Here is a 21,386-nt window from a genome sequence, read left to right as displayed (position 1 = left end):
AGGGCTCCCCACCCCGATATCACCCGGATAGGTGAACCTTCCGGCGCTCGCGACCCGTACCGCGCTTCCTTGCCGCGGCCCCGGTCCGCCCCGTACAAGATCACCAACCCGAAGTTACTCCCCGGTATCCACCGGGCCCACGAAACGGGGACCCCCCATGCACAAGGTCATGACCAGGACCCACCACCGCCCGGCCACCCACCCCCCGACCCACCGCGACCCACGCGGCGCGGCCACGACCACGGCACCCCACCCGCCGGTGACCACCACACCTCGCACCCCGGCCGGTACTTCACCTCGCACCGCCGGGAACGCCACACCTCGCACCCCCGGGAACGCCGCTCCCCGCACCCCCGGCAGCCCAGCGAGCCGCCCTCCCATGAGCACCGCGACCAGTGCTCCCAGCAGCCGCAGGCCCGGCCCTCCCGGCAGCTCCACGCGTGCTACCGGCACCTCACCCGTCGCCCCCGGGTACACCGCACCCCGCACCCCCGTCGCCGCCGCCTCCGCACCGCCCCTTCCCGGCGGCTCCGCGCCCCCGCGCTCTCCCGGCAGCGGCCGGGCCCGGCCTCCGGCTGCGGGCGGTCGTCCGCCGGCCTCCGCCCGCGCCAGGGCTTCCCGCACCCGCCCGGCGGACACGCGCCCACCGTCCCTCTCAGCAACCCGCACAGCCCCGCGTAGGTCCCCGGAAGCAACCGGCTCCCCGGCCCGCCCGAACGCCACCGCCCCCGCCTCCACCGAAATCGCCCCGCGCGTCCCGGCCGAGGGCTCACGCCACGCGGCGGTCCCCCAGCTCCTGCCCACCGACGTCTTCGCCGACCTCCTCGTCGCCGTCCTGAGCGGCCACCGCCCCGTCCACTCGATGCTCCGCCACACCCGCGGCCGCGCCTACGACGAGCTGGCCTGGCTGGCCGAACGCGGCCCCCTGCGCACCCGCGGCGCCCGTCCCGTCGTCCGCGACATCGGCTGGTTCGAACCCCGGCCGGGCGCCATCGAGGCCTTCGCCCGCATCGGCGCCGGCGACCGGCTGCGCGCCATGGCCTTCCGCCTGGAACTCGGTCAGGACCTCCGCTGGCGCTGCACGGCGGTGGAACTCGGCGGCCCCCGCCCACCCCGTCCGGAGTGCGACTGAGGCCTGCCGAGGCCCCCGGAAGCACGTGCCCGTGCGTCGGGCACGCCGCGCAGCCGCCCGCCCATGACGAAGGGCCGGACACCCTCAGGTGTCCGGCCCTTCAAGCCGCTACGCGGCAACGGTCACTTCTTGCGACGCCCCCGGCTCCGCGCCTGCTTGCGCCGCTCCGCACGCGTCAGGCCGTCGGCCTCGGAACGCACCGGCTCGCCGTCCTCGGTGAAGTCGCCCTCGATGGTGCCGCCCTCGCCGTCGACCGTCGGCGCGGAGAAGTGGAGGTTGCGCCGCTGCGGGACGTCGAGCCCCTTGGCACGGATCTCCGGACGGGAACCCGCCTGCGCCGGCACCGCGTCGTGCTTCTCCAGGTCGGCCACCGGCTTGGTGTCCTCGACCGGGACCTCCTCGACCTGCTGCTCGACCTGGACCTCCAGGTTGAACAGGTAGCCGACGGACTCCTCCTTGATGCCCTCCATCATGGCGGTGAACATGTCGAAGCCCTCGCGCTGGTACTCGACCAGGGGGTCCTTCTGCGCCATGGCGCGCAGGCCGATGCCCTCCTGGAGGTAGTCCATCTCGTAGAGGTGCTCGCGCCACTTGCGGTCCAGGACCGACAGCACGACCCGGCGCTCCAGCTCACGCATGATCTCGGAGCCCAGCTGACTCTCACGCGCCTGGTACTGGTCGTGGATGTCGTCCTTGATGGAGTCGCCGATGAACTCGGCGGTCAGGCCCGCCCGGTCGCCGGCCGCCTCCTCCAGCTCCTCGATCGAGACGTTGCACGGGTAGAGCTGCTTGAATGCGCCCCACAGCCGGTCGAGGTCCCAGTCCTCGGGGAAGCCCTCGGCGGTCTCGGCCTGGACGTACGCGTCGATGGTGTCGTCCATGAAGTGCTGCACCTGCTCGTGCAGGTCCTCGCCCTCCAGGACGCGGCGGCGCTCGCCGTAGATGACCTCACGCTGGCGGTTGAGGACCTCGTCGTACTTGAGGACGTTCTTCCGCGTCTCGAAGTTCTGCTGCTCGACCTGCGACTGGGCGGAGGCGATCGCGCGGGTGACCATCTTGTTCTCGATCGGCACGTCGTCCGGGACGTTCGCCATCGACATGACGCGCTCGACCATCTGGGCCTTGAACAGCCGCATCAGGTCGTCGCCGAGGGAGAGGTAGAAGCGGGACTCGCCCGGGTCGCCCTGACGGCCGGAACGACCGCGCAGCTGGTTGTCGATGCGCCGCGACTCGTGCCGCTCGGTGCCCAGCACGTAGAGCCCGCCGAGCTTCTCGACCTCGTCCTTCTCGTTCTGGACGGCCTTCTCGGCCCGCTTGAGCGCCTCGGGCAGGGCGTGCGCCCACTCCTCGATGTGCTCCTCGGGGTCGAGACCGCGCTGGCGCAGCTCCGCCTCGGCGAGGTCCTCGGGGTTGCCGCCGAGCTTGATGTCCGTACCACGGCCGGCCATGTTGGTGGCCACCGTGACGGCGCCCTTGCGGCCGGCCTGGGCGACGATCGTCGCCTCCCGGTCGTGCTGCTTGGCGTTCAGCACCTCGTGCTGGATGCCGCGCTTGCTGAGCTGCTGCGAGAGGTACTCGGACTTCTCGACGGAGGTGGTGCCGACGAGGATCGGCTGCCCCTTGCGGTGCTTCTCCTCGATGTCGTCGACGACCGCCTCGAACTTGGCGACCTCGGTCCGGTAGATCAGGTCCGACTGGTCCTTGCGGACCATCGGCCGGTTGGTCGGGATCGGCACCACGCCGAGCTTGTAGATCTGGTGGAACTCGGCCGCCTCGGTCATGGCCGTACCGGTCATGCCGCACAGGCCCGGCTGTTCCTTGCCGTTGTGGTCGTGGCGCTTGTAGAGGCGGAAGAAGTTCTGGAGGGTGATCGTGGCGAGCGTCTGGTTCTCGTCCTTGATCGGGACCGCTTCCTTGGCCTCGATCGCCTGGTGCATGCCCTCGTTGTAGCGGCGGCCCGCGAGGATACGTCCGGTGTGCTCGTCGACGATCATGACCTCGTCGTCGATGATGACGTAGTCCTTGTCCTTCTTGAAGAGCTCCTTGGCCTTGATGGCGTTGTTCAGGTAGCCCACCAGCGGGGTGTTCACCGACTCGTAGAGGTTGTCGATGCCCAGCCAGTCCTCGACCTTGGCGACACCGGACTCGTGGATGGCGACCGTGCGCTTCTTCTCGTCGACGTCGTAGTCGCCGGTCTCCTCGATGCCCTTGAGCGGCTGGCCGGCCTCACCGCGCTTGAGGCGCTTCACCAGCTTGGCGAAGTCCCCGTACCACTTGGTGGCCTGGTCGGCCGGGCCGGAGATGATCAGCGGCGTACGGGCCTCGTCGATGAGGATGGAGTCGACCTCGTCGACGATGGCGAAGTTGTGGCCGCGCTGGACGAGCTCGTCCTGGGACCACGCCATGTTGTCGCGCAGGTAGTCGAAGCCGAACTCGTTGTTCGTGCCGTACGTGATGTCGCAGGCGTACTGCTCGCGGCGCTGAGCCGGCGTCATGTTGGCGAGGATGCAACCGACCTCGAGGCCCAGGAACCGGTGGACGCGGCCCATCATCTCGGAGTCACGCTCGGCCAGGTAGTCGTTGACCGTGATGATGTGGACGCCCTTGCCGGACAGCGCGTTCAGGTACGCCGGCAGCGTGCCGACGAGGGTCTTGCCCTCACCGGTCTTCATCTCGGCCACGTAGCCCATGTGCAGGGCCGCGCCGCCCATCATCTGCACGTCGTAGTGACGCTGGCCGAGGACGCGCTTGGCGGCCTCGCGGACGGTGGCGAACGCCTCGGGCAGCAGGTCGTCCAGGGTCTCGCCGTCGGCGTAGCGCTGCTTGTACTCATCGGTGAGAGCGCGCAGCTCGGCGTCGGAGAGGTCGACGAAGTCCTCTTCGATGGAGTTGACCTGGTCCGCGATGCGGTGCAGCTTGCGCAGGATCTTGCCTTCGCCTGCACGCATGAGCTTCGAGAGGACGGACACGGGGGTTGGTCTCCTTGCCGGTCGGGCCTGGGACGGTCGGTTACCACTTGACTTACTGAGCAACGGCCATCGTATGCGAGGACCCCACCGCGCCGGGAGGGCCTGCCGTGACGGCGACCGTCCGCTGCTTCATTCTGATTCACGTCTGCTTCAAAGGGGACAACGTGCGGCACCCCCGGATAGTGCCGCACCTCCCCACCGAATTGCACAAAGCGTGACCACTCCCTCACCGAGGGCAAAACAGATGGCCCTGTGGTCCGCCGCCGAGCAGAATCGGCCGATGGACCCCGTCACCCTCACCACTGACCGCCTCCTGCTGCGCACGGTGGGCCCGCAGGACACCGACGCGGTGTACGACGCCTGCCAGGACCCCGACATCCAGCGCTGGACCACGATCCCCTCGCCCTACCTGCGCGAGCACGCCCGCAGCTTCACGGAACAACTCGTCCCGGACGGCTGGGCTGACGGCTCCATGTTCACCTTCGGCGTCTTCCTGCACTCCGGTGAACTGGCGGGCATGCTCGGCATCACCATGCGTTCCCTGGGCATGGGCGAGATCGGCTTCTGGGCCGCGAAGCGGCACCGCGCCAACGGCTACGTCACCGAGGCCGCCCTCACCGCCTGCCGCTGGTCCTTCACCCACGCCGCGCTGGACCGCGTCGAATGGCGGGCGGCCGTGGGCAACCGGGCTTCCCGCGCGGTGGCGGAACGAGCGGGCTTCACGATCGAGGGCACGCTGCGCTCCGCCACGAACAACAAGGGTGTACGCCACGACACCTGGGTGGGTTCCCTGCTCCCCTCGGACATGGGACTGCCGTCGACGGCCCCGTACCTGCCGGCGCCCTGACCGTCTCGGTCGCCCCGGTGAAAACCCGCAGGTCACAGCGCATTGTCAGTCCCACCCCCTACTCTGCGACCATGACCACCCCGCCCCCCGCCGCAGAGCTCTCCGCCGACGAGGCCCGCAGAATCGCGCTCCGCGCCCAGGGCTTCCTCGGTGCGCCCGACCGCCGCTCCGGCGTCCGCGGCATCCTCCGCCACCTGGGCGCGATACAGCTCGACACCATCTCGGTCCTGGCCCGCTCCCATGAACTCGTCCCGTACGCCCGCCTGGGCGCGGTGGGCCGGAAGACGGTGGAGGACGCCTACTGGCAGGACACGCACTCCTTCGAGTACTGGTCGCACGCCGCGTGCATCCTGCCCATCGAGGAGTGGCCCCACTTCGCCTTCCGCCGCCGCGCCTACCGCAACCGCCCGCACTGGAACCACGACCTGCCCGACGGCACCTACGACCAGGTCATCAAGCAGCTCCGCTCCGAAGGCCCCCTCACGGCGACGGAGCTGGGCGGCGCGAAGAAGACGAACGACTGGTGGGACTGGTCCGGCTCCAAGGTCGCCGTCGAACGCGCCCTGATGTACGGCGAGGTGGTCTGCGTGGAGCGCCGCGGCTGGAAGCGCCTCTACGACCTCGCCGAGCGCGCCGTTCCACAGGAGCTGCTGCACGACGAGCTGGACGACACCGAGTGCCTGCGCCGCCTGGTCCGCCTGGCCGGCCGCTCCCTGGGGGTCGGTACGCGCGCGGACATCGCCGACTACCACCGCCTCAAGGGCGAGCAGGTCGACGCGGTGATCGCCGATTCGGGCCTGGTCCCGGTCGTGGTCGAGGGCTGGGGCAAGCCCGCCTGGGCCGATCCCGCGGCCCTGGACACGCCCCCGCGCGGCCGCCACCGCACCACGCTCCTGTCGCCCTTCGACTCCCTGATCTGGGAGCGGGCACGCACGGAGCGGATCTTCGGCTTCACACACCGCCTGGAGGCCTACGTCCCCAAACAGAAGCGGGTGTACGGCTACTTCGCGATGCCGGTGCTGGCCGGCGGGCGTCTCGTCGGCCGCGTGGACCCGGCCCGCGAGGGCCGCACACTGGTGGCCAAGCAGGTCACGCTCGACGGCCCCAAGGCGATCCCGGCCGTCGCCCAGGCCCTGGCGGAGGCGGCGACCTGGGTGGACTGCACGGACGTCCGCGTGGAACGGGTCGACACGCCGGACCTGCGCGAGCCCCTGGCGAAGGAACTCGCCCGTGCTCTCGGCTGAGACCGGGCCCTAGCGGATCTCGAGGATCTTCTCCCGCATCGCGTACACCACCGCTTCCATCCTGGAGTGCAGTTGCAGCTTCTCCAGGATGTTGCGGACGTGGTTCTTCACGGTGTTCTCGGAGATGAACAACTCCTTGGCGATGTCCCGGTTGTTCATCCCCGTGGCGACGAGCTTCAGGACTTCGAGTTCACGGTCGGTCAGACGCGGTGCGGGCACCAGCCGCCGTTCGTCCGTGCGCTGGATCATCGACTTGAACTCGGTGAGGAGTTTCGATGCCATGGACGGGCTGATCTGCGACTGCCCGTCGGCCACCGCGCGAATGGCGGTGGCCACCTCGTCCGTGGAGATCTCCTTGAGGAGATAGCCGGTCGCGCCCGCCTTGATGGCGTCGTAGAGATCGGCTTCCTCGTCGCTGATCGTCAGCATGATGATCTTCGCGCTGGGTGCCACCTCCTTGATGGAGGTGCACGCCTCGATCCCGCCCCGCTTGGGCATCCGCACGTCCATCAGGATGATGTCGGGCAGCAGGTCGGCGGCCTTCTCCACGGCCTCGGCGCCGTCGCCCGCCTCCCCGACGACCTGGATGTCCTCCTCGGCGGCGAGCACGATCTCAAGGCCACGACGGAACAAGGCGTGGTCGTCCACCACGAGGACTCTGATCGGTTCCTTGCGTGGAGTCCCCGAGTCCGGGCCCATGCCGACGACGCCGCCGTCGGCATCCTCGTCACGCATCGGTCCGAAGCTGTCCGCCATCGTTCCTCCCCCTGAAGGCTGTGGCCTTGAGGTCCTGAGCCATCGCCAACCCAGAGCAGCGACCCACCGGTTGGGCCGTGGGCACCATGATTTCATGCCTGGACGGCACCGGGGTGCCGGAGCGGGGCGCGAAGTGGTCGCACGGAGGTGCCCCTGGGGGCGCACACGCGCTCCAGGGGCACCTGTTCCGCTGTCACCCGGCATGGTCAGCCGCCGAGCGCACCGCCCGCGTCGGGAGAGTGCGCCTGTGTGACCATCGTGTCCGTGCTGAGGTGGATCACGCCGTAGTCGTAGGCGTGCCGTCGGTAGACGACACTCGGTTCCTTGGTCTCGGAGTCGACGAACAGATAGAAGTCGTGCCCGACCAGCTCCATCTCGTAGAGAGCCTGGTCGAGGGTCATGGGCGCTGCGACGTGCGTCTTCTCACGGACGACGATGGGACCGTCACCCTGCACTTCCAGCGAGCCGATCTTCTTCGTGGGTACGGCCTCGGGCTCCTCCTCGGAGGACGACACCAGGCCGTTTCCGTTGAGCGTCGCCACGCCCGGGACGTGGTCGGCGACCTCGGCGGCCGGGATCCGGCGCGCACCACGGCGCGAGTACCGCTTGTCGTGCTGCCTGCGCAGCCGGGCTTCCAGCTTTTCCGCCGCCAGGTCGAGCGCCGCGTACGGATCGCTCGCCGCTGCCTCCGCCCGGATCACCGGGCCGCGGGAGCGGAGCGTGATCTCCACTCGGTCACAGCGGTCGGCCTGCCGGGGGTTGGGCTCCTTAGACACCTCGACGTCGAGGCTGATCACCTTGCCATCGAGCTTCTGGATCTTCTCCAGCTTCAGCTTCTCGGCCACGTGCTTCCGGAACCGCTCGGGCACCTCGGTCTTGCGGCCCTTGACGACGATGTCCACGCAGAACTCCGTTCCCGGATCGCTCCGCTTCGCTGCGGAGCGTCTCCCTTTTGCACCAGGCTCCGGTGAGTCCCGGAACCTCGGACTCGCGGTGACTTCCACCTCCTCCCCCGAGAGCGAGATCTCCACTCCACCGCCACGAGTGATGAAAAAACCCGCAGTACGGCATTCGGATTGAAGAGGTGTGGCCTGCGGCTTTCCCTCTCAACCGAACATATCTCGCCCGGCCGGATGTCGTCACCCTCTACTGCGGCGTACCTCCGTTCAGGTGAAAAGGCCCTCTCGTTACCTGCAACGACACAAGATCTCAATCAGTTCCGGTTTATTTCGAAAGAGTCCGGTGAGGCCGCGACCACCGCCGCGCACGCCACATCGACGACTCCTTCTGCGTCGACCACGCCCGCATTCACCTGCCGGGCAGGCCGTCGGCCCGTCCTCTCTTGCCTTGATCCGACGTTCTGTTCCTCTCTGCTTTCCCACGTCTCTCCCCCGTACACGGCCGAAGTTCCTGCATCGCTCCAAATCGGCCCCGTCACCCCGGCCGGCGTATCCGGCCCCTGCGAGGCCGCCCGCACGGCGCGCGCGGCCTCCGCCAGGGACGCCCCCGTGGTCATCACGTCGTCGACGAGGACGACCGGCCCCCCGCGGAGCAGCCGGGCACCTCCCGGCGCCACCGCCAGCGCGCCCGCGAGATTGGCCAGTCGCTGCCGGGAGTTGAGCCCCGACTGGTCGGCCACGGCCCGTCGCTGCCGCAGCACACCGACCACCCGGGCCGGAAGCCCCCTCCGCCGCAACGCACCCGCCGCCGCGAGCGCGATCCGCCGCGCCGGATCATGCCCCCGGGCCCGCACGGCCCGCCGCCCGGACGGCACCGGCACGAGCAGCACGGGAACCCTGCCGCCCCGGGGCCACACCACCCCGGCCCCCGCCGAAACCGGGACGCCCCGGAGCCCCGCGTACACGGCTCCCGCCAGCGCCGCCCCGAGCGGCCCGGCGAGCGCCAGGGCACCACGCTCCTTGTGGGCCAGCAGCGTCGCCCGGACCTCGTCCGCGTACCGCGCGGCCGCGTACACCCCCGGCAGCCCGGGCGGCTCCGGCACCGGCCGCACCCGATGCACCGCTCCTGCGCTCAGCACCGCACGGCACCGCGCGCACAGCACCGTACGAGGCACCCCACAGCCCCCGCACTCGCCCGGCAGCACCAGGTCGGTGAGGTCCTGCCACCACCCCCGCATGGCCACCACTGTGCCGACATCGGGCCCGACCCCGCCACCCCTGTGGACAACTGCCTGTGGACAACCAAGCGCCCCGCCACCTGCGCGTCCCCCACACGAGCGACACGCTCAGGCATCACAAGCGGACCCCCGGCCCGAGCGCCATCAGGAGCCACCCACAGACCGGGGACGAGCGGCGCCCGCAGGAGTCACAAGCAGCCCCGGACACGCCGACGGCCGCCCCCGACGAGACCCACCCCGTCAGGAGCGGCCGCCCACATCCCGGTCACACCTGTCACCGGAGCGACCACGCCTCACCCCGGATAGACCGGCGCCGTCCCCTCCGTCACCTTCTGCCACTGCTCGCCCGAGGGCAGGCGGACGATGCCGTCCACCGAGTACGCCACCAGCGGCAGCTGGTCGTCCTCGGCGGCGGTGACCTCCTTGACCCCGGTCAGGGCCGCGGGTGCCGGCACGTCCGGCGTGGAGCCGTCGACCTGGACGTATCGCATCTGTTCCACCCCGCCGTGCTCGCGCCCGACCACGACGAGCCGGCTGTCCCCGGCCCACGACATGGTGGTGACCTCCTCCAGCTCCGGCGTCGCGGAGCGCAGTTCGACCACGCTGACGGCCGGCTTCGCACCCGGCCTCTCGTCCCGCTCGATCAGCCCCACGAGCAGGGTCTTCTTGCCGCCCTTCTCCACGACCAGCGCGATCCGCACCCCGTCGGCGGCCACCCGCACGGACTGGATCCGTCCGCCCAGGTGCGGCATGCGCACCTCCACCGGGTCGCCCTTGCCCTCCTGGAAGAGGACCAGCCGGGGATGGTCGGGGTCGCGGTCGGCCACCCACAAGCCGTCGTCCGCGTCCCAGCTGGGTGTCGTCAGCCGGTCCTTCTCGGCACGGCCCTGGCTGCGCAGCACCGGATCGCCCAGTGAACCGCCCGAGACCAGCGATCCCACGTACAGCGACTTGCCGTCGAGGCTGACCCCGGCCGCGGTGTGTTCGTCGCGCGAGACCGCCGCCGACCGCAGCGCAGTCTCGCCCTCGCCGAGCGCTCCGGGCGCCGGGTCCGGCTTGGTGCCGCTGTTGCCCGCGGGAATCCGTACGAGCCGGTGCTCGCCGTCCACGAAGTACAGGTAGTCGGGGTGCCGCGCCGAACTCCTGGTCGCAGCCGTGTCGGCCCCGCCCTGCGTGAGCGAGCACAGCTCCGACCCGCCGGCCCGCAGCCCCACCTCGTCCACGGCCGGGCTGAGATTGCGCAACGTGAACAGGATCTGGGCGGCCATCTCCCTGCAGCGGTTCGCTCCGATGCCCGCGGCCTTGTCGTTGAGCGGGACCGTCAGCCTGTTCCGGTCGTCCGGCGTCAGCGCCCCGGCGTCCTTCGCCAGCGCCGTACCGGTCGGGAAGCTCGACCTGACCACCGGCCCGAGCCACCGCGTGGGCCCCTTGAGCAGGGAGCTCACCATCTGCGTCATGGGCTCCACGCGCCGGCGCACGTAGACGGGGTCGGCGACCGCCGTGGGCTGTGCGTTCGACCCGGTCGCGGTGGTGTTCGAAGCGAAGTAGTACTTGCTGACGGACATGTAGTTGCGCTGGAAGTCCGACTCCCCCATGACGACGCCCTGCGGCAACGCGTCGATCCGCCACTGCCGCTTGGCGTCCTGCGTCAGGTGCACGCTCCTGCCGTACGCCCCGGTGGCCGGCGCGTACGCCTGCTGCGCGTCGACGGTGGCGACCTTGGTGCCGGTCAGCATGTACGAGATCTCGCCGGTGGCCTCCCCGCCGCCCCCCGCCTCGGGCTTGGCACCCGGCCCGTCGGTCAGCACCGTGGCGGACACCTCGGGCCGCCATGTCTTCGCCGCCTGGCCGGTCAGGTACTGACGTGCGGTCTTGTACTGCGGATCGTCGCTGGTGAGCGCCTCCAGGAAGCCCTGCACGATCTCCGAGGGCGGCGCGTCCTCCCCCGGCGGCACGGCGAACACCCGCACCTGCGTCTCCTGGCGCGGGGTGGACTCCACGCCCCGCAGATCCCCGCTGTCCGGCATCGAGGCACACCCCGCCAGCACCAGGACGCCACCGGCGGCGTACGCCATCACGCGCGCGGGCCTGTGCCGGCCGCGCCCCTCGCGGTCAGCGCCCACGAGATGCCTCCCCTTGCCTGTCCACGTCCCCCGGCTCGGCCTCCCGGCCACCAGGGCCCGCGGAGCCGTTGTCCTCGTCCCGCGGCCCGTTCGGCGCCGGGCCCGGTCCGGTCCGGCCGCGGGCACCCTCGTCGCGCCCGGTCCCCTCCCGGCCGCTCGGGCTCTCTCCGGGGCCCGACGGCTCCGCCTCCGCGGCTTCGTCCTGCGGTCGCGTGCCCGAGGCGGGCCTGGGCACCACGCGCGAACCATTGCCGGGCAGCGCCGTCGGGTCCGCCGTCGGGGCGACACGCGGGGGTATCGGGTCCCGCTTCGCCCCCTGCGGCACCGGTCCGCTCACCGGCTGCGCCGGTACGGTCGCCCGCTTCTCGCCGTCCCCGCCGCGCGGCAGTCCGGCGTCGTCGAGACCCCGGTTCCGCCGGGAGTCCTTGGGCTCCAGCGGTATCGGGGAGCCCCGCAGCGGCTCGTCGGCCGTCCTCGGCAGCGTCAGCCGGAACTGCGAGCCGCCGCCCGGCTCGCCCCACGCCTGCAGCCAGCCGCCGTGCAGCCGCGCGTCCTCCAGGGCGATGGACAGCCCCAGACCCGTACCACCCGTGGTGCGTGCGCGTGCCGGGTCGGCCCGCCAGAAGCGACTGAACACCCGGGTCGCCTCACCGGGCTTGAGCCCGACCCCGTAGTCCCGCACCGCGACGGCGACCGCACCGCCCGCCGCGGCGAGCTTGACGACGACGTCCTTGCCCTCGCCGTGCTCGACGGCGTTGACGACGAGGTTGCGCAGCACCCGCTCCACGCGCCGGGCATCGGCCTCGGCGACGACGGGCTGCTGGTCACCGCGGACGCGGATCCTGGTGCCCTTGCGCTCCGCGAGCGGCTCGGCCCCGCTGACCACCCGCCGGACGACGTCCCTGAGGTCTATCGGCTCCGCCTCCAGCGCCGCGGCGCCCGCGTCGAACCGGCTGATCTCCAGCAAGTCCGCGAGCAGCGACTCGAACCGGTCCAACTGGTCGGCGAGCAGCTCCGCCGACCGCGCGGTGATCGGGTCGAAGTCCTCCCGCGCCTCGTGGATGACGTCCGCGGCCATCCGTACGGTCGTCAGCGGCGTACGCAGCTCGTGCGACACGTCCGACACGAACCGGCGCTGCATCCGCGACAGGTCCTCCATCTGGCTGATCTTCAACTGGAGGTTCTGCGCCATCTTGTTGAAGGCCTCACCGAGCCTTGCGATGTCGTCCTCGCCGGTGACCTTCATACGTTCCTGGAGCCGCCCGGCCGACAGCCGCTCGGCGATGCCGGCCGCCATCCGCACCGGCGTGACGACCTGCCGCACGACGAGCCACGCGATGGCCCCGAGCAGGACGACGACGAACAGCCCGGCCGTCGCCAGCGTGCCCTTGACCAGGCTCAGTGACTTCTCCTCCTGGGTCAGCGGGAAGAGGTAGTACAGCTGGTAAGGATCGCCGTTGGGGTCGTTGACCTGCTTGCCGATGACCAGGCCCGGCTGGGAGTCCTGGGTCTCGTTGTTGTAGATGATGCGCGTGTAGCTCTGCGCGGCCGTCGTACTGCTGCCGATCCGCTCCCGCAGGTCGGCGGGCACGCTCTTGCTCCAGTTCACCTCGCCCGAGGCACGCGGTCCGCGCCCGCCGGTGCCGTCCGCGTCGGAGGCAGGGAGCGTCACCACGTCGAAGGCACCCTGGCCGCCGCTGGACAGGGACGAGACGAGGTCGCTCATCCACTGGATGACGTTCTGCGCGGGCCGGCCGTCCGCCGTGGCGACATCGTCGCCCGTGCCGCTCGCCGCCTCGTCGGCCCGCTGCTTGGCCACCGCGAACCCGCCCGTGGCCTGGCTCTGGGACGCCTTCACCTTGGCGTCCAGCAGGCCGTTGCGCACCTGCCCGATCACGACGAAGCCCAGCAGCAGCACCACGCCCAGCGACATCAGCAGGGTCGTGACGACGACCTTGAGCTGGATGTTGCGCCGCCACAACCGCATGACGGGCAGCAGCGGCCGGCGCACCCACCGCATGAACAGGCGGATGACCGGGCTGCCCTGCATTCCGCCCTGGAGCAGCAGCCCGCTCTCCAGGAACCGCCCCCAGCGGGAGCCGGACCTCTTCCGCCCGACAGGCCGCTCCGGGCGGGCCCCGGACCGGCCGGGCGCCGAAGCGGCACTGTCGCCGGACATGTCAGCTCGGCCCTGCCTTGTACCCGACGCCACGGACGGTCACCACGATCTCCGGCTTCTCCGGGTCCTTCTCGACCTTGGAGCGCAGCCGCTGCACATGGACGTTGACCAGCCGCGTGTCCGCCGCGTGCCGGTAGCCCCAGACCTGCTCGAGCAGCACCTCGCGCGTGAACACCTGCCACGGCTTGCGCGCGAGCGCGACCAGCAGGTCGAACTCCAGCGGCGTCAGCGCGATCGACTGCCCCTCCCGCTTCACGGAGTGCCCCGCCACGTCGATGACCAGGTCACCGATGGCGAGCTGCTCCGGAGCGGGCTCCTCCGACCTCCTGAGCCGCGCCCGGATCCGGGCCACCAGCTCCTTCGGCTTGAACGGCTTCACGATGTAGTCGTCGGCGCCCGATTCCAGGCCCACGACCACGTCGACGGTGTCGCTCTTCGCCGTCAGCATCACGATCGGCACACCCGACTCCGCCCGGATCAGACGGCACACCTCAATGCCGTCCCGGCCGGGCAGCATCAGATCGAGCAGCACCAGATCGGGCTTGGCCTCACGGAACGCGGCCAGCGCCTTGTCACCGTCGGCCACGAACGACGGCTCGAAACCCTCACCACGCAGCACAATGCCGAGCATCTCGGCCAGTGCGGTGTCGTCGTCGACGACAAGGACTCGTCCCTTCATAAACGACATCATCCCATTCTCATAACAGTGGCGAAGGCAGTGGTGAGGTAGGTCACCGGCCAGTGACCATAGTCGCAGCAAGCGCTACTGTCTGCCCTCGCCCGCCCGCCGATGATCCAGACCCAGGCGCCGCCCGCCCGGTTCCCATGGGCCCGGACGCGGGGGAGAAGGGTGCCGGAGCCCTTTCCGCCCCGCGCACCCTCCGTGACCCCTCATCGCTCGATTCAGCCCGCCGTCACCCCGCGGGAGCGCGCACACACCTCCGCGAGTGCCTCAGCCGTCACAGGCGAAACGGCACCCTCCTCCGTGACGATCGCCGTCACCAGCTCCGCCGGGGTCACGTCGAACGCCGGGTTGTACGCCTGCGTCCCCAGCGGCGCCACCGGAATCCCCCCGCCCGCCTCCGCACCCACCACCGGCACCTGCGGCGCCGTCACCTCGGTCACCTCATGCCCGGGACGCTGCTCCACCTCGACGGACGCCCCGTCCGCCGTGTCCAGATCAACCGTCGTCACCGGCGCCACCACGATGAACGGCACATGGTGGTACCGCGCCAGCACCGCCAGCGGATAACTCCCGACCTTGTTCGCCACCGAACCGTCCGCCGTGATGCGGTCCGCCCCGATCAGCACCGCGTCCACCTCCCCGGCCGCGAACAGCGACCCCGCCGCGTTGTCGGTGAGCAGCGTGTACGCCATCCCGCTGCGAGCCGCCTCGTACGCCGTGAGGCGAGCGCCCTGCAGCAGCGGCCGCGTCTCGTCCACCCACAGCCGCCGCAGCCGCCCCGTCCGGTGCGCCGCGAGCGCCACCGCGAACGCCGTCCCCTCCCCGCCCGACACCAGCGAACCGGTGTTGCAGTGGGTGAGGATCCGGTGCCCGCCACCGGGCAGCAGCTCGTCCAGCAGCGCCAGCCCGTGCTCGGCCATCCGGCCACTGGCCTCGGCGTCCTCCCGGTGCAGCTGCCGCGCCGCGGCCAGCGCCGCCGCGGCCGCCTGCCGGACGTCACCGCCCTTGGCGAGCGCCGCCTCGTGCGCCGACTGCGCCCGGCGCACCCCCACGGCCAGGTTCACCGCGGTCGGCCGGGCACCCGCCAGCGCGGCCGCCGCCTCGTCCACGTCGAAGCCCCGTACGGCGGCGAGCGCGACACCGTACGCCCCCGCGATACCGAGCAGCGGCGCCCCGCGCACCGCCAGCGAGCGGATCGCCTCCACGAGCGCGGACGCATCCGTACAGACCAGTTCGACCTCCTCGGCCGGCAGCCTCGTCTGGTCCAGCAGGACCAGAACAGGGCCTTCCGGTGGCTCTTCCCAGCGGATCGCCGGGATCTCGGTCGGCCGCTTGTCATCGCCGCTGTGCGCGTACTGATCAGCCATGCCGTCAGTCTGCCCCCTATCGAGCGGACAATTGAAGGTACGCAGCCCATACCGCGGCCGGTCACTCCAAGACCACCCCATGGCACGATGGCTGCCAAGCTGCCACCGCGACCGCGGACGGGCACCGTGAAGGAGCGACGATGAACGACACTCCGGGCTGGGCCTCGCCCGGATCCGCCCCGTCCGACGGCCAGAAGCCGGACCAGTCCGGCCCCGCCGAGCCCACCGACCGCCCCGGCCCCGCACAGCCCGCGGACCAGCCGGCCCAGGCCCCGCAAAGCCCAGACCCGCAGTGGTCCAAGGAACAACCCCCTCCGGCCCAGTGGTCCGCCCCCAGCGGTTCGACCGCCCCCGGCCAGGCTCCCCCGCCCCCGCCGCCCGGCCCGGGCTGGGGCAACCAGCCCCCCGGCGGCCACGGACCCGGCGGCCCCGGCGGATACGGACCCGGAGGCCGACCCGGATACGGCGCCCCCGGAGGCCACGGCGGCTGGGGAAGCGGCTGGGGCGGCCCCCCGCCCGCAGCCAAGCCCGGCGTCATCCCGCTCCGCCCGCTCGGAGTCGGCGAGATCCTCGACGGCGCCGTCTCCACCATGCGCACCTACTGGCGCACGGTCCTGGGCATCTCGCTCACCGTCGCCGTCCTCACCGAGGTCATCGTCGTCCTGTTCCAGGGCCTGGTCCTGGACGACACCAGCACCGACGCCCTCAACGACCCCAGCGCCAGCCTCAGCGAGCTGAGCCGCGCCATGGGCGACGCCCTGCTCAACTCCACCGTCGTCTTCGTGATCTCCCTGGTCGGCACCGTCATCGCGACCGCCCTGCTCACCACCGTCACCAGCCGCGCCGTACTCGGCAAGTCGGTGACCATCGGCGAGGCCTGGCGGGACGCCCGCCCTCAGGTCCTCAAACTGTTCGGTCTGATCTGCCTGTTGCTCCTCATCACCGCCGGCATCGTCACCGTGGGCACCCTGCCCGGCATCCTCGTCGGCGTCGCCGTGAACGGCGGAGCAGGCGTCGGCCTCACCGTCCTGGGCGTCATCGGCGCCGGCATCGTCGCCCTCTGGCTGATGATCCGCTTCTCCCTCGCCTCTCCCGCCCTCATGCTGGAGAAGCAGGGCATCAAGAAGGCCCTGAGCCGCTCCGCGAAGCTCGTCCAGGGCACCTGGTGGCGGATCTTCGGCATCCAGTTGCTCGCCACGCTCATCGCGAACGTCGTCGCGTCGATCATCGTCATCCCCTTCACCCTCCTCGCCGCGGCCCTCAGCGGCGACGGCCTCACCGGCTGGCTCAACACCGGTGTCGGCAGCCTGGGCTGGACGTTCCTCATCGTCAGCGGCATCGGCTCGGTGATCGGCTCCATGATCACGTTCCCGATCACAGCGGGCGTCACCGTGCTCCTCTACATCGACCAGCGCATCCGCCGCGAGGCCCTCGACCTCGAACTGGCCCGTGCCGCCGGTGTCCAGGGCTACGGCTCCACCGCCCCCGGCGCCACCCCGGGGAGCTGATGCGGTGAGCCGGGCGGGGGAACTTCTCACCACGGCGCTGCCACGCGCCGGCATACGGACACTGCTGAGCGCCGGCGACACCTCGCTGCTGTCACCGGCCCGCTCCGCGGACGAGCCGCCCCTCACCATTCCGCGCGACCCCGCGCGCGAGGCGGCCCGGCGCGAGCTGTCCAAGCGGATGTACCACGAGAACGACCCCAGCCTCTTCCAGCGCGCCCTCGACGCCTTCTGGGAGTGGCTCGGCAAACTTCTCAACGCCGCCTCGGACGCCACCCCCGGCGGCACACTCGGCCTGCTCGTCATCGTCCTGGCCGTCGTCGCGGTCCTGGCCGCCCTGTGGTGGCGCCTGGGCACCCCGCGCCGCCGGCCCACCTCGTCCGCAGCCCTGTTCGACGACCGCCCCCGCAGCGCCGCCGACCACCGCGCCGCCGCCGAGGCACACGCCGCCCAGGGCCACTGGAGCCAGGCCGTCCAGGAACGCATGCGAGCCCTCGTCCGCGCCCTCGAGGAACGCGCCCTCCTCGACGTCCGCCCCGGCCGCACCGCCGACGAGGCCGCAGCCGAAGCCGGCCGGGCCCTGCCCGCCCACACCGACCGACTGCGCACCGCCGCCCGCGACTTCGACGACGTCACATACGGCGGCCGCTCGGCGACCGAGCAGTCGTACCAGCGCATCGCCGAACTCGACCGCGACCTGGAACGCACCAAGCCCCAGCTCACGACGAGCAGCGCCACCACGGCCCCCCACACCCGCCAGGGAGCCGCCGAATGACCACCGAGGCCACCCTCACATCCACCTCGGCCTCGCCCACCGCCCGCCAGGTGTGGACCCGCGCGCGCGGCATCGCCCTCGCCCTCGTGGTGCTCCTCGCGGGAGCGATCGCCATCGCCGTCATCCGCTCCGACGCCCGCCACGGCGAACTCGACCCGCGCTCCGCCGATCCCTACGGCAGCCGCGCCGTCGCCGAACTCCTCGCCGACCGGGGCGTGGACACCCGCGTGGTCACCACCCTCGACGAAGCAGCCGCCGCGGCCGGCCCGGACACCACCCTTCTGGTCGCCGTCCCCGACCTGCTGACCCCCAGTCAACAGACCCGGCTGCACAACGCGTTCGCCGAATCGCACGGCCGCACGGTCCTGGTCGCCTCCGGCAGCGCCTCCATCGAACGGCTCGCCCCCGGTGTCACCGCCGACCCCGCCACCAGCCTCGACTCGACGCTCGCCCCCGACTGCGCCCTGCCCGCCGCCCGGCGCGCCGGCACCGCCGACACGGGCGGCGTCCGCTACTCCACCACCCACCTCGGCGCCGACGCGTGCTACCCCAGCGAACGCCTGGCCACCCTGCTCCGCCTCCCGGACAAGCGCGGGGACGGCGACACCATCGCCCTCGGCGCGCCCGACATCCTCCTCAACGACCACCTCGACGAGCACGGCAACGCCTCGCTCGCCCTCCAACTCCTCGGCTCCCGCCCCCATCTGGTCTGGTACCTCCCCTCGCTCTCCGACACGTCGGCCACCGGCCCCGACGACGAACGCAGCTTCTTCGACCTGCTCCCCCCGGGCTGGCTCTGGGGCACCCTGCAGCTCTTCATCGCCGCAGCCCTCGCCGCCCTCTGGCGGGCACGCCGACTCGGCCCCCTCGTGCCCGAAAGACTCCCCGTCGCGATCCGCGCCTCCGAAACCGCCGAAGGCCGCGCCCGCCTTTACCGCAAGACCGACGCCCGCGACCGCGCGGCCGACGCTCTTCGCTCCACCACCCGCACCCGCCTCGCCCCCCTCACCGGCGTCCCCGTCACCCAGGCGCACACGCCCGAGGCCCTGCTCCCCGCCCTGTCCGCCCACCTCCACGGCAACGGCCAGGACCTGCACGCCCTCCTCTTCGGACCACCGCCCAGCGACGACGCAGCACTCATCGCACTCGCCGACCGACTCGACGCCCTCGAAAGAGAGGTACGCCGTCCATGATGGACCCGACCACTGACAACGCCGGGAACACCGGGGACCCGGGCACCGCCCGAGACGCCCTGGAGGCCCTGCGCGCCGAGATCGCCAAGGCCGTGGTCGGCCAGGACCCCGCCGTCACCGGCCTCGTCGTCGCCCTGCTCTGCCGCGGCCACGTCCTCCTCGAAGGCGTCCCCGGCGTCGCCAAGACCCTCCTGGTCCGCGCCCTCGCCTCCGCCCTCGAACTCGACACCAAGCGCGTCCAGTTCACCCCCGACCTGATGCCCAGCGACGTCACCGGATCCCTGGTCTACGACACCCGCAGCGCCGAGTTCTCCTTCCAGCCCGGCCCGGTCTTCACCAACCTCCTCCTCGCCGACGAGATCAACCGCACGCCCCCCAAGACCCAGTCGTCCCTCCTGGAAGCCATGGAGGAGCGCCAGGTCACCGTCGACGGCACCCCCCGCCCCCTCCCCGACCCGTTCCTGGTCGCCGCGACCCAGAACCCGGTCGAGTACGAGGGCACCTACCCCCTCCCGGAAGCCCAGCTGGACCGCTTCCTCCTCAAACTGACCATCCCCCTCCCCTCCCGCCAGGACGAGATCGACGTCCTCACCCGCCACGCCGAGGGCTTCAACCCACGCGACCTCCACGCCGCCGGCGTACGCCCCGTAGCGGGCCCCGCCGACCTGGAAGCGGCCCGGGCCGCGGTCGCCAAGACGACCATCTCCCCCGAGATCACCGCCTACGTCGTCGACATCTGCCGCGCCACCCGCGAGTCGCCGTCCCTCACCCTCGGCGTCTCCCCGCGGGGTGCCACGGCCCTCCTGGCCACCGCCCGCGCCTGGGCCTGGCTGACCGGCCGCGACTACGTCATCCCCGACGACGTGAAGGCACTCGCCCTCCCCACCCTCCGGCACCGCGTACAACTGCGGCCGGAGGCCGAGATGGAGGGCGTGACGGCCGACTCCGTCATCAACGCGATCCTCGCCCACGTCCCCGTCCCCCGCTGATGGCACTCACCGGACGCGCCGCCCTCCTCGCGGCCCTGGGCTCCCTCCCCGTCGGCATCTGGGAGCCCGGCTGGACGGGCATCCTGGCGGTCAACGCTCCCCTGGCCGTGGCCTGTGCCTGCGACTTCGCGCTCGCCGCCCCGGTACGTCAACTGGGCCTGACCCGCTCCGGCGACACCTCCGTACGCCTCGGCGACACGGCGGACGTGACCCTCACCGTCACCAACCCGTCCCGCCGCCCTCTTCGCGCCCGGCTCCGCGACGCCTGGCCCCCCAGCAGCTGGCAGCCGGGCACGGAGACAACGGCCTCCCGCCACCGCCTCACGGTCCCGCCAGGCGAACGCCGCCGCGTGACCACCCGCCTCAGCCCCACCCGCCGAGGCGACCGCCAGGCCGACCGCGTCACCATCCGCTCCTACGGCCCTCTCGGCCTCTTCGCCCGCCAGGGCACCCACAAGGCCCCCTGGACGGTGCGCGTCCTGCCCCCGTTCACCAGCCGCAAGCACCTGCCCTCGAAGCTGGCCCGCCTGCGCGAACTGGACGGCCGCACCAGCGTCCTCACCCGCGGCGAGGGCACGGAGTTCGACAGCTTGCGCGAGTACGTCCCGGGCGACGACACCCGTTCCATCGACTGGCGCGCCACAGCCCGCCAGACCACGGTCGCCGTACGTACCTGGCGCCCCGAGCGCGACCGCCACATCCTGCTGGTCCTGGACACCGGCCGCACCTCGGCCGGGCGCGTGGGCGACGCACCCCGCCTCGACGCCTCCATGGACGCGGCCCTTCTCCTCGCAGCCCTCGCCTCCCGCGCCGGCGACCGCGTGGATCTCCTCGCCTACGACCGGAGAGTCCGCGCCCTCGTCCAGGGCCGCGCCGCGGGCGATGTCCTTCCCGCTCTGGTCAACGCGATGGCCACACTCGAGCCGGAGCTCGTCGAAACGAACGCCCGGGGTCTGACGGCAACCGCCCTGCGCACGTCCGCTCGTCGCTCCCTGATCGTCCTGCTCACGACCTTGGACGCGGCCTCCATCGAAGAGGGCCTGCTTCCGGTCCTCTCTCAGCTCACCCAGCGTCATACGGTCCTGCTGGCCTCGGTAGCGGACCCACACATCAGTGAGATGGCCATGGCCCGCGGAAATGTGGACGCCGTCTACGAGGCAGCCGCAGCCGCCCAGGCCCAGTCGGAACGCCACCGCACCGCAGAGCAACTCCGCCGCCACGGCGTCACGGTTGTCGACGCCACACCGGACGACCTGGCGCCGGCCTTGGCGGACGCGTACTTGGCCTTGAAGGCAGCCGGACGCCTGTAACAAGCAACGGGCCCCCGAAAGGGGGCCCGTAAATGCAGAAAACCCCCGTATCCGAAGATACGGGGGTTTTCCCAAGGATTGTTCGGCGGCGTCCTACTCTCCCACAGGGTCCCCCCTGCAGTACCATCGGCGCTGTAAGGCTTAGCTTCCGGGTTCGGAATGTAACCGGGCGTTT

16 protein-coding genes and 1 rRNA gene are annotated in these 21,386 nt (G+C 71.5%); 8 read left to right on the top strand and 9 right to left on the bottom strand.

All coding sequences use genetic code 11. The annotated features are described in order from the left end of the window. Positions 1 to 379: 379 nt before the first annotated feature. Positions 380 to 1,132, top strand: coding sequence for an Rv3235 family protein (locus ABT116_RS02750; RefSeq protein ID WP_351626805.1), 753 nt, complete (start codon positions 380 to 382; stop codon positions 1,130 to 1,132). Between the two features lie 122 nt (positions 1,133 to 1,254). Here the strand turns inward: ABT116_RS02750 and secA are convergent, their stop codons facing one another. After that, positions 1,255 to 4,101, bottom strand: a complete 2,847-nt coding sequence (secA, locus tag ABT116_RS02745) for a preprotein translocase subunit SecA (protein ID WP_351626802.1) — start codon at positions 4,099 to 4,101, stop codon at positions 1,255 to 1,257. A gap of 280 nt (positions 4,102 to 4,381) precedes the next feature. Here secA and ABT116_RS02740 point away from each other — a divergent pair, with 280 nt between their 5' ends. Both ABT116_RS02740 and ABT116_RS02735 read left to right on the top strand, forming a co-directional pair. Continuing rightward, positions 4,382 to 4,948, top strand: coding sequence for a GNAT family N-acetyltransferase (locus ABT116_RS02740; RefSeq protein ID WP_351626799.1), 567 nt, complete (start codon positions 4,382 to 4,384; stop codon positions 4,946 to 4,948). A 71-nt stretch (positions 4,949 to 5,019) separates the two neighbouring features. Next, complete coding sequence (locus ABT116_RS02735) at positions 5,020 to 6,192, top strand: winged helix-turn-helix domain-containing protein (RefSeq protein ID WP_351626796.1); 1,173 nt, start codon at positions 5,020 to 5,022, stop codon at positions 6,190 to 6,192. Between the two features lie 9 nt (positions 6,193 to 6,201). Here ABT116_RS02735 and ABT116_RS02730 read toward each other — a convergent pair whose 3' ends face one another. From ABT116_RS02730 to mtnA, 7 genes are all read right to left on the bottom strand, one after another. After that, positions 6,202 to 6,948, bottom strand: coding sequence for a response regulator (locus tag ABT116_RS02730; protein ID WP_351626793.1), 747 nt, complete (start codon positions 6,946 to 6,948; stop codon positions 6,202 to 6,204). Positions 6,949 to 7,154: 206 nt separating this feature from the next. After that, positions 7,155 to 7,850: a ribosome hibernation-promoting factor, HPF/YfiA family gene (gene hpf / locus ABT116_RS02725; protein WP_351626792.1), complete on the bottom strand. Its 696-nt coding sequence runs from the start codon at positions 7,848 to 7,850 to the stop codon at positions 7,155 to 7,157. A 311-nt stretch (positions 7,851 to 8,161) separates the two neighbouring features. Next, the gene (locus ABT116_RS02720; RefSeq protein ID WP_351626789.1) at positions 8,162 to 9,085 is read right to left on the bottom strand and encodes a ComF family protein; all 924 of its coding nucleotides are present in this window, start codon (positions 9,083 to 9,085) and stop codon (positions 8,162 to 8,164) included. 293 nt (positions 9,086 to 9,378) lie between these two features. After that, the gene (locus ABT116_RS02715) at positions 9,379 to 11,208 is read right to left on the bottom strand and encodes an LpqB family beta-propeller domain-containing protein (RefSeq protein ID WP_351626787.1); all 1,830 of its coding nucleotides are present in this window, start codon (positions 11,206 to 11,208) and stop codon (positions 9,379 to 9,381) included. After that, positions 11,198 to 13,387, bottom strand: a complete 2,190-nt coding sequence (mtrB, locus tag ABT116_RS02710; RefSeq protein ID WP_351626784.1) for an MtrAB system histidine kinase MtrB — start codon at positions 13,385 to 13,387, stop codon at positions 11,198 to 11,200. Before mtrB ends, ABT116_RS02715 begins: the two co-directional genes overlap by 11 nt. 1 nt (position 13,388) lies before the next feature. Beyond that, entirely contained in the window at positions 13,389 to 14,078 is a 690-nt protein-coding gene (gene mtrA / locus ABT116_RS02705; protein ID WP_193478414.1) for a two-component system response regulator MtrA, read from the bottom strand. Positions 14,079 to 14,290: 212 nt separating this feature from the next. Next, complete coding sequence (gene mtnA, locus ABT116_RS02700; RefSeq protein ID WP_351626777.1) at positions 14,291 to 15,439, bottom strand: S-methyl-5-thioribose-1-phosphate isomerase; 1,149 nt, start codon at positions 15,437 to 15,439, stop codon at positions 14,291 to 14,293. Between the two features lie 140 nt (positions 15,440 to 15,579). Between mtnA and ABT116_RS02695 the strand changes: the two genes are divergently transcribed. The 5 genes from ABT116_RS02695 to ABT116_RS02675 are packed head-to-tail and all read left to right on the top strand — an operon-like array spanning position 15,580 to position 21,211. Continuing rightward, complete coding sequence (locus ABT116_RS02695) at positions 15,580 to 16,947, top strand: DUF7847 domain-containing protein (protein ID WP_351626775.1); 1,368 nt, start codon at positions 15,580 to 15,582, stop codon at positions 16,945 to 16,947. 4 nt (positions 16,948 to 16,951) lie between these two features. Beyond that, positions 16,952 to 17,719, top strand: coding sequence for a DUF4129 domain-containing protein (locus ABT116_RS02690; protein ID WP_351626772.1), 768 nt, complete (start codon positions 16,952 to 16,954; stop codon positions 17,717 to 17,719). Next, positions 17,716 to 18,912, top strand: a complete 1,197-nt coding sequence (locus ABT116_RS02685; RefSeq protein ID WP_351626770.1) for a DUF4350 domain-containing protein — start codon at positions 17,716 to 17,718, stop codon at positions 18,910 to 18,912. The genes ABT116_RS02690 and ABT116_RS02685 overlap by 4 nt, the downstream gene beginning before the upstream one ends. Then, positions 18,912 to 19,901 (top strand): AAA family ATPase, encoded by a 990-nt coding sequence (locus tag ABT116_RS02680; RefSeq protein WP_351626868.1) that lies wholly within the window; start codon positions 18,912 to 18,914, stop codon positions 19,899 to 19,901. The genes ABT116_RS02685 and ABT116_RS02680 overlap by 1 nt, the downstream gene beginning before the upstream one ends. Beyond that, entirely contained in the window at positions 19,901 to 21,211 is a 1,311-nt protein-coding gene (locus tag ABT116_RS02675) for a DUF58 domain-containing protein (protein ID WP_351626767.1), read from the top strand. The genes ABT116_RS02680 and ABT116_RS02675 overlap by 1 nt, the downstream gene beginning before the upstream one ends. Positions 21,212 to 21,291: 80 nt before the next feature. Here ABT116_RS02675 and rrf read toward each other — a convergent pair. Further along, positions 21,292 to 21,386, bottom strand: a 5S ribosomal RNA gene (gene rrf / locus ABT116_RS02670); the annotation flags it as partial.

This window comes from Streptomyces sp. NPDC002130, from assembly GCF_040296465.1.
Taxonomy (GTDB): Bacteria; Actinomycetota; Actinomycetes; order Streptomycetales; family Streptomycetaceae; genus Streptomyces.
This window is presented reverse-complemented; position numbering and strand designations above follow the sequence as displayed.

Bases quoted from the DNA above. Each gene is read 5' to 3' on its own strand.
- ABT116_RS02750 (WP_351626805.1), top strand. From the start codon at position 380: ATGAGCACCGCGACCAGTGCTCCCAGCAGCCGCAGGCCCGGCCCTCCC.
- ABT116_RS02740 (WP_351626799.1), top strand. From the start codon at position 4,382: ATGGACCCCGTCACCCTCACCACTGACCGCCTCCTGCTGCGCACGGTG.
- ABT116_RS02735 (WP_351626796.1), top strand. From the start codon at position 5,020: ATGACCACCCCGCCCCCCGCCGCAGAGCTCTCCGCCGACGAGGCCCGC.
- ABT116_RS02730 (WP_351626793.1), bottom strand. From the start codon at position 6,948: ATGGCGGACAGCTTCGGACCGATGCGTGACGAGGATGCCGACGGCGGC.
- ABT116_RS02720 (WP_351626789.1), bottom strand. From the start codon at position 9,085: ATGCGGGGGTGGTGGCAGGACCTCACCGACCTGGTGCTGCCGGGCGAG.
- mtrB (WP_351626784.1), bottom strand. From the start codon at position 13,387: ATGTCCGGCGACAGTGCCGCTTCGGCGCCCGGCCGGTCCGGGGCCCGC.
- mtrA (WP_193478414.1), bottom strand. From the start codon at position 14,078: ATGATGTCGTTTATGAAGGGACGAGTCCTTGTCGTCGACGACGACACC.
- mtnA (WP_351626777.1), bottom strand. From the start codon at position 15,439: ATGGCTGATCAGTACGCGCACAGCGGCGATGACAAGCGGCCGACCGAG.
- ABT116_RS02695 (WP_351626775.1), top strand. From the start codon at position 15,580: ATGAACGACACTCCGGGCTGGGCCTCGCCCGGATCCGCCCCGTCCGAC.
- ABT116_RS02685 (WP_351626770.1), top strand. From the start codon at position 17,716: ATGACCACCGAGGCCACCCTCACATCCACCTCGGCCTCGCCCACCGCC.
- ABT116_RS02680 (WP_351626868.1), top strand. From the start codon at position 18,912: ATGGACCCGACCACTGACAACGCCGGGAACACCGGGGACCCGGGCACC.
- ABT116_RS02675 (WP_351626767.1), top strand. From the start codon at position 19,901: ATGGCACTCACCGGACGCGCCGCCCTCCTCGCGGCCCTGGGCTCCCTC.